Origin of the sequence: Polaribacter sargassicola, from assembly GCF_021991835.1 — a bacterium.
Taxonomy (GTDB): Bacteria; Bacteroidota; Bacteroidia; order Flavobacteriales; family Flavobacteriaceae; genus Polaribacter; species Polaribacter sargassicola.
The window spans coordinates 251,825-263,570 of sequence record NZ_JAHDAU010000002.1; the positions used below are offsets into that span (position 1 = coordinate 251,825).

10 protein-coding genes are annotated in these 11,746 nt (G+C 28.5%); 3 read left to right on the forward strand and 7 right to left on the reverse strand.

Features of this window, described 5'->3' with window-relative positions:
• Positions 1-135: 135 nt before the first annotated feature.
• The gene (locus KI686_RS04480) at positions 136-957 is read right to left on the reverse strand and encodes a UbiA prenyltransferase family protein (protein WP_237588071.1); all 822 of its coding nucleotides are present in this window, start codon (positions 955-957) and stop codon (positions 136-138) included.
• 187 nt (positions 958-1,144) lie between these two features.
• On the opposite strand from KI686_RS04480, the gene gcvP reads away from it, so the two are divergent.
• Both gcvP and KI686_RS04490 read left to right on the forward strand, forming a co-directional pair.
• Positions 1,145-4,030 carry an aminomethyl-transferring glycine dehydrogenase gene (gene gcvP / locus KI686_RS04485; protein ID WP_237588072.1) on the forward strand — a complete coding sequence of 962 codons (2,886 nt, stop codon included), beginning with the start codon at positions 1,145-1,147 and terminating at the stop codon, positions 4,028-4,030.
• Positions 4,031-4,126: 96 nt separating this feature from the next.
• A complete protein-coding gene (locus KI686_RS04490; protein WP_237588073.1) occupies positions 4,127-4,570 on the forward strand; it encodes a hypothetical protein in 444 nt (147 codons plus the stop codon).
• 21 nt (positions 4,571-4,591) lie between these two features.
• Here the strand turns inward: KI686_RS04490 and KI686_RS04495 are convergent, their stop codons facing one another.
• The 6 genes from KI686_RS04495 to KI686_RS04520 form a co-directional block, all read right to left on the reverse strand.
• The gene (locus KI686_RS04495; protein WP_237588074.1) at positions 4,592-5,353 is read right to left on the reverse strand and encodes a helix-turn-helix domain-containing protein; all 762 of its coding nucleotides are present in this window, start codon (positions 5,351-5,353) and stop codon (positions 4,592-4,594) included.
• A 45-nt stretch (positions 5,354-5,398) separates the two neighbouring features.
• The gene (locus KI686_RS04500; protein ID WP_237588075.1) at positions 5,399-6,544 is read right to left on the reverse strand and encodes an MFS transporter; all 1,146 of its coding nucleotides are present in this window, start codon (positions 6,542-6,544) and stop codon (positions 5,399-5,401) included.
• A gap of 152 nt (positions 6,545-6,696) precedes the next feature.
• Positions 6,697-7,413, reverse strand: coding sequence for a Type 1 glutamine amidotransferase-like domain-containing protein (locus tag KI686_RS04505; protein ID WP_237588076.1), 717 nt, complete (start codon positions 7,411-7,413; stop codon positions 6,697-6,699).
• A gap of 110 nt (positions 7,414-7,523) precedes the next feature.
• Positions 7,524-8,486, reverse strand: a complete 963-nt coding sequence (locus KI686_RS04510; protein ID WP_237588077.1) for a YpdA family putative bacillithiol disulfide reductase — start codon at positions 8,484-8,486, stop codon at positions 7,524-7,526.
• 13 nt (positions 8,487-8,499) lie between these two features.
• Positions 8,500-10,011 carry an FMN-binding glutamate synthase family protein gene (locus KI686_RS04515; RefSeq protein WP_237588078.1) on the reverse strand — a complete coding sequence of 504 codons (1,512 nt, stop codon included), beginning with the start codon at positions 10,009-10,011 and terminating at the stop codon, positions 8,500-8,502.
• Positions 10,012-10,171: 160 nt separating this feature from the next.
• On the reverse strand, positions 10,172-10,423 hold the full coding sequence (locus tag KI686_RS04520; protein WP_237588079.1) for a type B 50S ribosomal protein L31: 252 nt from the start codon (positions 10,421-10,423) through the stop codon (positions 10,172-10,174).
• Positions 10,424-10,673: 250 nt separating this feature from the next.
• Here KI686_RS04520 and KI686_RS04525 point away from each other — a divergent pair, with 250 nt between their 5' ends.
• A complete protein-coding gene (locus KI686_RS04525; RefSeq protein WP_237588080.1) occupies positions 10,674-11,717 on the forward strand; it encodes a glutaminyl-peptide cyclotransferase in 1,044 nt (347 codons plus the stop codon).
• Positions 11,718-11,746 lie beyond the last annotated feature (29 nt).

Genomic DNA, 11,746 nt, shown 5'->3' on the forward strand with positions numbered 1-11,746 from the left:
ATAAATCTTAAATGAATTTAAGTGTGTAAAGCTACAAATATAGTAGAGACTTATAAAGCTCTTTTATAGTTTTGTGATATCTTTTTAATTTATTCTTTTTCTTAAAAAACTTTATAAAAAAAACATATTTATGTTCTAAAAATTATGAAATCCTAAAAGAAGTAACCACCATATAATTGGCAATGCTTCTACCCAAAAAGAACAATAATATTTAGACTGCTCGCTTTTGGTTCTCATTAATAAAATAATTGTTAAAAAAAAGAAAAGCATAAACGGAGTTTTTAACAAGCTAGATGAAGAAATTAAATACTCTAACAGCAACGCAAAAACAAGTAGAATTAAACCTAATTTTTTGGTTTTTTTTATTCCTATTTTTCTAGGAATTGTTTGTAAAGATATTACATCATACTTTACATCTCTTATATCAAAAGGTAATATTAAGATAATTACAACTAAAAACCTTTGTAAGGTTAACATTGTTATTTTAAACGAGATTTCTTTACCAGAATCTAAAAGAGGTATTAAAACAGTAAAACCTGCCCAAACAAAAGCTACTACAAGAATTTTTAAATAACTAATTTGTCTTAAATTTTTTTCGAATCCACCTAAAAACGGAACCGCGTATAAAACTGTTAAAAGTGTAAAAGGTATTGTAAAAAAAAGTGTGTTTAATTTTATTTGAAAAGCAAAATAGCACAATGCCAAAAAGCATAGAAATGAAAAAATTTGAATAGCTTTTAAATCATTAGTTAAACTTCTATGATGCAACTTTGCTACACCTGCATATTTTACAAAATTATAACCTGTAATAGTGCCAAAAAATATAAAATAATTTAGTGGTTTATTATTAGGTAAGTTAAAATATATTTCTGTAATCCTTAAAAAAGCATACACAGAAAAAGCAACATGAATGCTTGCTTTTATATAAAAATCGAAAACTAATTTTAGTAAGCTCATTTAACAAAAGTAAAGCTTATGTTAATAACATTTTAATTTGGTTGATAATTAACGCTATTTTATGAAATTTACATCAACTTAAAATCTTGTAAAATCCTTATTTTTGCTCGCAAAAACAGAGTCTTTTTAATCTATTTACAACAAAACTATAAATAGATTGATTTATATTTAAACAAAACTTGAATTAATGAATACAAATTCGTTTCAAAATAGACACATTGGCCCTAATTTAGAAGAGCAAAAAAAAATGTTATCAAAAATAAATGCTGATAGTTTAGATCAGTTAATTTATGAAACTATTCCGGATGACATCCGACTAGAAAAAGAACTAGATTTAGCTCCTGCCAAAAGCGAATATGAGTATTTAGCACATATTAAAGAATTATCAGAAAAAAATAAAGTTTTTAAAAGTTACATTGGTTTAGGTTATCATGAAGCTATTGTGCCAAGTGTAATTCAAAGAAATATTTTAGAAAACCCAGGCTGGTATACCGCTTACACACCTTACCAAGCAGAAATTGCACAAGGTCGTTTAGAAGCTTTGTTAAATTACCAAACTATGATTTGCGATTTAACGGGTATGGAGTTGGCAAATGCTTCTTTATTAGACGAAAGTACAGCTGCTGCAGAAGCAATGGCTTTATTGTTTGATGTTAGAGAAAGAGCGCAAAAGAAAGCTGGTATAAAAAAGTTTTTTGTTTCTGAAGAAATTTTACCACAAACTTTATCTGTTTTACAAACAAGATCTACACCTATTGGTATAGAATTGGTTGTTGGAAACCATGAAGAATTTGATTTTTCTGATGAGTTTTTTGGAGCAATTTTACAATATCCAGGTAAACATGGTCAGATTTTTGACTACACAGATTTTGTTGCCAAAGCAAACGAAAACAATATTAAAGTTGCTGTTGCTGCAGATATTTTATCATTAGTAAAATTAAAAGCTCCTGCAGAATTTGGCGTTGATGTTGTTGTAGGTACCACACAACGTTTCGGAATTCCGTTAGGCTACGGAGGTCCTCATGCAGCTTATTTTGCTACAAAAGAAAAATACAAAAGAAGTATTCCTGGTCGTATTATAGGTATTACCAAAGATAAAAACGGAGGACGTGCTTTACGTATGGCTTTACAAACTAGAGAGCAACATATTAAAAGAGAAAAAGCGACTTCTAACATTTGTACAGCACAAGTTTTATTAGCTGTTATGGCGGGTATGTACGCTGTTTATCATGGTAAAAATGGTTTACAACATATTGCAGATGCTGTACATAACAAAACTAAATTAGTTGCAGATTATTTAGATAAAGCTGGTTTTAATCAATTAAACAGTTCTTATTTTGACACTTTATTGGTAGAAATAGACTGTATTAAATTAAAATCTGTTGCAGAATCTTTTAAAGTAAACTTTAATTATGTAGATGATAAACACATTTCTATCTCTATAAATGAAGCAACTACTCAAAAAGATTTAATGAAATTATTTACCATTTTTGGTCAATTAAAGAAAAAACCAGATTCTACTGAAGCAGAAAATGTAGGTAATTTCAATCAAATTTTAACTAAAGAATCTTTTAATTCAGATTTTGAAGTTATTACAGAAAATATCCAAAGAAATACTTCTTTTTTAGAAAATGAGGTTTTTAACACGTATCAATCAGAAACAGATATGATGCGTTATATTAAAAAATTAGAACGTAAAGATTTAGCATTAAATCATTCTATGATTTCTTTAGGTTCTTGTACAATGAAACTAAATGCTGCTTCAGAAATGTTGCCTTTAAGCAATCCTCAATGGGGTAACATCCACCCTTTTGTTCCTTTAAATCAAGCAGAAGGATATCAACAAGTTTTAAAAAGATTAGAACACCAATTAAATGTTATTACTGGTTTTGCAGGTACATCTTTACAACCAAATTCTGGTGCACAAGGAGAGTTTGCTGGTTTAATGACTATTAGAGCTTACCACGAAGCTAACGGAAATGCACATAGAAATATTTGTTTAATTCCGGCATCTGCTCACGGTACAAATCCTGCGTCTGCAGTAATGGCCGGAATGAAAGTTATTGTTACCAAAACAGATGATAAAGGGAATATTGATGTAGAAGATTTACGTGAAAAAGCTATTTTACACAAAGAAAATTTATCTGCTTTAATGGTTACATATCCATCAACTCACGGAGTTTATGAAAAAGCAATTAAAGAAATTACACAAATTATACATGATAATGGCGGACAAGTGTATATGGATGGTGCAAATATGAATGCACAAGTAGGTTTAACAAATCCTGCTACAATTGGTGCAGATGTTTGTCACTTAAACTTACATAAAACATTTGCTATTCCTCATGGTGGTGGTGGTCCTGGAGTTGGTCCAATTTGTGTTGCTCCACAGTTAGTGCCGTTTTTACCAACAAATCCTATTGTTACTACAGGAGGTGATGATGCTATTACAGCAATTTCTGCTGCACCTTGGGGTTCTGCTTTAGTATGTTTAATTTCTTACGGATACATAACAATGCTTGGTGCAAAAGGTTTAACAGACTCTACAAAAAATGCCATTTTAAATGCAAATTATATTAAAGAGCGTTTAAACGGACATTATGATACTTTGTATACTGGAGAAATGAACAGAGCTGCGCATGAAATGATTATTGATTGTCGTGATTTTAAACAAAAGGGAATTGAAGTTGTAGATATTGCAAAACGTTTAATGGATTATGGTTTTCATGCACCAACGGTTTCTTTTCCTGTAGGAGGAACAATGATGATTGAGCCAACAGAATCTGAAAGTATTGCAGAATTAGATCGTTTTTGTGATGCCATGATTTCTATTAGAAAAGAAATTGAAGTTGCTACTAAAGAAGATGATAATAATCCTTTAAAAAATGCACCGCATACTCAAGAAATGTTAACTGCAGACGAGTGGACTTTACCTTACACAAGAAAACAAGCTGCTTTTCCGCTAGAATACATTGCCGACAATAAATTTTGGCCAACTGTGCGTAGAGTAGATGATGCTTTTGGTGACAGAAACTTAAATTGTTCTTGTACACCTATAGAAGATTATATGTAGAATAAACAGTATTATTTTTGATATTTTAAAACCGTTTCTTTATGAAACGGTTTTTTTTAGGCATTGTATTTGATAAAATAATAATTTATTGATTATATGAAAAGGTACAAATACATCATTGGCTCAATTCTTTTAATCTTTATGGTTATTTTAATTTTTATACCTAGACCTGCAGAAAAAATATACGTTTTGTTTGATAAAATTGAATGTAACCAAGAGATAGTAAAAAACAATTCAGAAAGAGGTTCATTTCAAATTTGTCAAGGTTCTAAATTTATAAATTTCATCAAAAACAAAAATAAAGGTTCAAAATTTGTAGATTTTGATGAAATAGAAAAACTAGATATTACATCTTATAAAAAGCTATTAAAAAGATTTAATAATGATAAATTTAATCAGCAGAAAAACAGTTTTGACTTATTAAACAGAAACAAAAAAATAGACTTTAACCTTATCATTAAAAATGATTCAACAAAAAAAATAGAAATTATTCCTGTTAAACAAATTAGAATTATATGTTCTTTAAAATTGATTAATTAAATTATCTATCTATTTTAAAACTTAATGTTCCTTCTTAAAAACAGACGGGCTTACACCTACATTTTTCTTAAAGAAACGAGAAAAACTACTTAAAGAATCGAAACCTAAAAGAAAAGCCAGTTCTTTTGTACTTATTTCTCCTCTTATAAGTCTTCTTTTAGCTTCTGTAATTTGGCGTTGCTGTATAATTTGTTTTGCCGTTAAATTTAGTTTTTCTTTTAATATTTGATTTAATCGTTTGCTACTAATTCTTAACTGATTGGCGTAATATTCTGTAGTTATTTCAGTTAAAAAAGAGGTTTCCATTAATTCTAAAAATTGAAATACTCTTTTCTGATTTAAATCTTGTTCTAAAAAACCATTATTCTGATAACGGATTAAATAAAGCAACAATGCTTTAAGCAGCGTTTTAAACATAATATAAGAAGAATTTTCACTCTTATATTCTTCTTTTAACAATAAAATTAGCTGCTTTATTTTATCAACCTCATCGTCATTATTTATACAAAACTGAGGATATTTATTAAAAAGAGAAAAGATATCCAACGCAAATTCAACATCATCTTCATCAATAAGATCTCGTTCAAAATTAATTAAAACGCTATTATTTTCATTAAATATTGTAGAATCAAAAACTTCATTTAGCGGCTTAAAGTGAATGATTAATGAACTATCAGAATTAAATTCAAAATAAATTCCCATCGAATTATCCGAAAGTATTTCTGTTTTATTTTTAAAGTTATTTATGATTTGAATTCTTGTATTCCAATCTTTTGGGTTCATCTACACTTGATCTATTTTACCAAATGTAAGAAGATTTTTTAAACTCTATTTTTTTGCGTTTTTTGTAAACAAAATATATAAAACAATGGCAATAATTATAGCCATTATAGCAGCTACTCCGTAAATTGCTTTATAATTATTAGATACATATTCTATAAAAGTAGATAAAAACTGTCCTCCAAAAACACCCATAGAAAACAAACCTAAATTTTTACCTTGACTTTTTAAAGTACTTATTTCTAACATCATGTGGTTTAATAACGGAATTGTAAAACCAAAACCAATACCAATAAAAATGGCAGTAATTATTAAAAATGGCACACTAGAAACAGTTGCTAACACAAGATAGCCTAACATAAAGAAAATAAACCCTAAAGACACTGTCTTACCATCGCCTAATGTTTTTACCATTTTAGGCATTTGGCTTGCTGTAATAATTGCTATTAGAGAAATAAAAGCCATTAAGTAACCTGTTTTAGACTCACTAAAACCAAAAAATTCTGGCAAATATAATGGCAGTGTTACAAAACCTATAAAAAACAACATCATAGCTAAAAGAGAGGCTATAAATATTAGTTTTACTTTTGTGCTGTTTTTACTATCTGATACAAGATCTTCTGGTTTTGCTTCATTTATACGCTTATTTGTTTTAGGTAAAGTTTTTGCTACTAAAAACAAACAAAGTAAAGCTAACAAATAAATGTAAAAAGGCAATTGCCAATGCATTTCGCCCAAAATACCACCAATTGCTAAAAAAACAACGCCACCTAACTCTATAGACATCCCTTGCCATGCAATCATTTTCATTCTATGCTCGCCTGTAAAAAAATCGCCAATGTAAGCAGTTACAGAAACCTGAATTGCAACAGTTGCTGCTCCTAATAAAATTCGATCTGCAATTAATAGATAATCATTTGTAATAAATGCACCAATTACCCCCAAGATAGCATAAGGCACAAGACCTAAAGTTAATAATTTAATAGTTCCCAATTTAAATAGCAGCTTACCAATTATAGGTGCAAAAAGTACCACACCAAGAGAAGGTAATGTTATTAACCAACTAGGTGAAAACCCTAAGTTTTTATGCGCCACAATCCCTGATAAGGAAGGTGCAATTACTGTACCTACCATTATAGTTAAACTACTAACAAATAACAGTGTGAAAATTCCGAAGTTTGATATTTTATCCATACTGCAAAATTCTAACTATTCTAATAAAACAACTTTATCGGTTTGCTAAATAAGTGTGCAAATTTGGAAATTATATAAAAAGATAAAACCATTACTTTTTACTAAGAAACTCAGTAAAAAGTAATGGTTTTTATTCTAATCATTGATGCTTTTTAATCTTTTAAGACTATTTTCTCTAATTTTTCTTCAACGATTTCTCCATTTACTAATGATACATAATAGCAATTATATTCTTCTCCCATAGAAAATACTTTAAATGGTTTGCCATTTTTAAAAACAATACCAGAATTATTATCCATAGCATAACCTGCTTTAAAAATACCTTCTTTAATATTTTTCTCATACAAAGGTCTACGATACTCTTCTTTATCGTAATGCGGACTGTGGCTAAAAGGTAAAAAACCTAAACCTTCTACAACACTTAACTCTTTAGGTCTAGAATCTGTTGTTCCATTTTCAAACCAACACAAAGATCCTGCACTTCCACCAGCTAAAACAATTCCTTTTTCTAAAGCTTGTTTTAATACTTTATCAATACCTTGTGCTTTCCAAATTGCTATCATATTAAGTGTATTTCCTCCACCAACTACAATTGCATCCATACCTAACAAAACCTCTTCAAATGTTTCTTTTTGTCTGTAAGAACTTATCCAAACTTTTTGTACATATGGTTCTATTGATAAGCCACGGGCTTGCTCGTACCATTTAATTATATTGCTTTCTCTATCTCCAGAAGCTGTTGGTAAATAACAAATCTTAGGTTTTTGTTTTCCTGTTAACTTTATAATCTCTTTTAGAAAAGCATCGCTTAACGCTCCATTTCCTGCTGGAAAAATATATTGATCTTGGCTATAAATAAGTGCTGTCATAAAAAATGAGAAGAGGCAAAAAATGATGTTTTTTTTCATTGATTAGTATTTTTATTTAACAAATATAAATTTTAAACACTCTAAACCAAACAATTAATATTTTAAATTATTTAATTATCTAAAATATTTGCAACAATCATTTTTGCATGAACTCTAGAGTTTTCTATAAACCATTTATGAGTTTCTAAACCTCCACAAATTACGCCAGCTAAATAAACACCTTTTACATTGGTTTCCATTGTCTGATCATTATAAGTAGGTATTTTCTTTTCATCATTAGATAAAGACACACCAACTTGCTCTAAAAAAGTAAAATTTGGTTTATAACCTGTTAAAGCCAACACAAAATCGTTTGGTAGAGTTTCTAAACCATTTTTAGTACAAATGGTGATTGTTTCTTTATTAATTTCTGTAACCGTAGTATTATAATATACTTTTATACTTCCTTCTTTAATTCTGTTGATAATATCTGGTCTTACCCAATATTTTACACGTTGTCCAATTTCATCACCTCTAATAATTAAAGTAACCTCTGCCCCTTTTCTATAAGATTCTAAAGCTGCGTCTACAGAAGAATTACTTGCACCGATTACAGCTAATTTTTGTCCGGCAAAATAATGTGGATCATTGTAATAATGAGAAACTTTTGGCAGGTCTTCTCCAGGAATATTTAATGTATTTGGTATGTCATAAAAACCTGTGGCAATAATTATATTCTTAGATTTGTAGGTATTTTTTTCTGAAACAACTGTAAACTCTTCATTTAATTTAGATACGGAATTTACTTTTTCAAACAATTTGATATTCAATTTATTTGATGTTGCAATTCTTCTATAATACTCTAAAGCTTCGCTTCTTCTTGGTTTTGCTTCTTTACTAATAAACGGAATATCATCTATTTCTAATTTTTCTGAAGAAGAAAAAAATTGCATGTTTACAGGATAATTAAATAACGAATTTACAATAGGTCCTTTTTCTAAAATAAGATAACTTAAGCCTTTCTTTTTAGCTTCTAATCCACATGCAATTCCTATTGGTCCTCCTCCAATAATAACAATGTCAAAATATTCCATAATTATCTCGCTTTTATTTGTTGTAATAAATAGTTTCTAAACTTTCTATTTCATCATTTTTTTGTCTTCTAAAAACTTGATTTGCTTTTAAATCAGAAATACTTGTAACTCCCATAGCTGCAACTACTTCTTTTACCGAAGAAATTGTTTTGTTATGGTAATTTTTTACACGTGTATTCTTCTTTTCTACAACCAATGCTTTTACTAAATCTGGGGCTTGTGTAGCAACACCAACAGGGCAAGTATCTAAATTACATTCTCTTGCTTGTATACAGCCTAAACTTAGCATAAAACTTCTTGCCATAGCAATAGCATCTGCACCTAAAGCTAAATATTTTACAATATCAAAAGCATCTATAGCCTTACCAGAAGCAATAATTTTAATCTGATTTTTTAAATTATATTTTATCAATAATTTATTTACAAAAACCAAACCTTCTAATAATGGCGTACCTATATAATTGGTAAATTCCATTGGTGCAGAACCTGTACCTCCTTCTCCTCCATCAACAGTAATAAAATCTGGATAATTATTTGCTTCAGAAAAAGCTTTAATCATTGTTTCTATTTCTTCATTATTACCAACACAAAATTTAATTCCTACAGGTTTTCCTCCTGATAAATCTCTTACTTTTTGAATAAAAGAAACCATTTCTTCATAATTAGAAAATGCAGAATGCCCAGATGGAGAATCTACTTGTGTACCCACATCTACAGAACGGATTTTTGCAATTTCTGGAGTATTTTTTTCTGCCGGTAAAATTCCACCGTGACCAGGTTTTGCTCCTTGAGAAAATTTAATTTCTACCATTTTTACTTCCGGACGTGTTGCATTTTCTTTAAAAACAGCATCATCAAAAACACGTTTTCTATCAACAGATTTCCCTGCTCCAAAATAACCTGTTCCTACCTGAAAAATTAAATCTGCACCTTGTAAATGATATGGAGAAATTCCTCCTTCACCTGTATTATGCGCAAAATTACCCATTTTGGCTCCTTGGTTTAACGCCATAATAGCATTTTTACTTAAAGAACCAAAAGACATTGCAGAGATATTAATAAGCGAACTATTGTATTTTTGGGTACACTTATCAGAACCAAACAAAACTCTTTCTCCTGTTACATCATGATGGTTTTTAGGAAATAATGAATGTTTTACAAACTCATAACCCTTTGCATATAAATTATGTTGTGTACCAAAAGGAACCGTTTCTTTATTTAATTTTGAACGCTGATAAACAATACTTCTTTTTTCTCTATTTATTGGTGTACCATTTAAATTGTCTTCTATAAAATATTGTTGAATCTTATCTCTTTCCTCTTCAAAAAACCAACGTAAACGTGCTATTAACGGAAATGCTCTTAATAAAGAATGTTGGGTTTGCAAACTATCATAAATAGCTATTAAAGTTAATAATCCAGAAATAGAAACTAAAATTATAGTACCTGTTTGTGGTATAAAATAAACCAAAACGCCACACAAAACGTTAATTAAAAATAAGATAAATAAAATTGTATTCCTCATTATAAAAATAATTATTTTAAAAAAAGCCAAAAATACTCTTTTAGTACCATTTTTAAATGATTGAATTCATAAATAGTTTTTAAAAGAATATGTATTGTACATAAAAAAACTCCAACAAATAAATGTTGGAGTTTTAAATATATTTAAAATTCTAAGAAAATTATTTCTTAAATTTTGCGTATTTATTTTTAAACTTGTCAATACGTCCTGCTGTATCAATAAGTTTAGATTTACCAGTGTAAAATGGATGAGAAGTTCTAGAAATCTCTAATTTTACTAAAGGATACTCAACACCATCAACTTCTATAGTTTCTTTAGTGTCTACTGTAGAACGAGTTAAAAATACATCTTCATTAGACATGTCTTTAAATGCTACCATTCTATAATTTTCTGGATGAATTCCTTTTTTCATTTTATAATATTTTAATACTTTAATGTTATGTTTGCATAAGTAAGTTGGTAAGGCTTACTTTATCTCTAAATAGTTGTTATTTACTATTTTGAGGATGCAAATTTAACTATATTTTTTTATTTACAAATAAATATTTCAATTTTATTTGAACAGATAATCACATTAGTTACTTTTACACTTACTTTTGTTGATGAATAAAGGCTTTTTCATCATTTTTAAAAAATAAAAAAGACTAAAATTAAATATAAAAATGAAAAATAATTCTCTAATTATTACTTTTTTTGCTTGTTTTCTACTTATTACTTCTTGTTCTGATGTCTATAAATTTAGTTTACAGCATAAAAAACAGGTTACTCTAAACACCAATTTAGATATTACTTTAAAAGAAGAAAAAAATAAAACAATTAATAGCGTTCAATTTTTTGTAAACGGAAAAGAAATTTCATCAGAAGGAAATACAATTTCAATAAACACTACAGAATTAGGTGTAGGTAAACATCAAATTTCTGCACTGGTTTTTTACACTGAAAAGACAAAGAAAATTAATAATTTTTTCGAAGTTTTAGCTAATGAAACTCCTGTAGTTTATGATTTTAAAATTATTAACGAATATCCGCACGATAAAACAGCTTACACACAAGGTTTAGAATATTATAATGGTTTTCTATATGAAACTACAGGACACCGAGGTGAGTCTAAACTTAGAAAAGTTGAAATAAAAACAGGTAAAATTCTTAAAAACATAGATTTAGACGATAAATATTTTGGTGAAGGAATGACTATTTTTAACAATAAAATTTACTGGTTAACTTGGCAAGCTAAAAAAGGATTTGTTTATAATTTAGATACTTTTGAGCAAGAAAAAGAATTTACTTACAATAACAGTAAAGAAGGTTGGGGATTAACGCATAACAATTCTGAATTAATAAAATCTGACGGAACTAACAAAATTTGGTTTTTAGACCCAGAAACTCTAGAAGAAAAAAAATCGATTCAGGTTTACACAAATAAATATGCAGTTGGAGATTTAAATGAATTAGAACTTATAAATGATAAAATTTACGCAAATAAATATCAACAAAATGCTATTGTAATAATAAATTCAAGTACCGGTGTTGTAGAAGGTATTGCTAACTTAAAAGAGTTAGAGGCTGAAATGAAAAAAACACAAAAATTAGTAGCGCAAGATGAAGTTTTAAACGGTATTGCTTTTGATGCCGAAAACAACAGGCTATTTGTTACTGGTAAACATTGGGGTAAATTATTTGAAATAGAATTGATTAAAAAACAATAATTAACATTATTAAAAGTTCTAATTCTAAC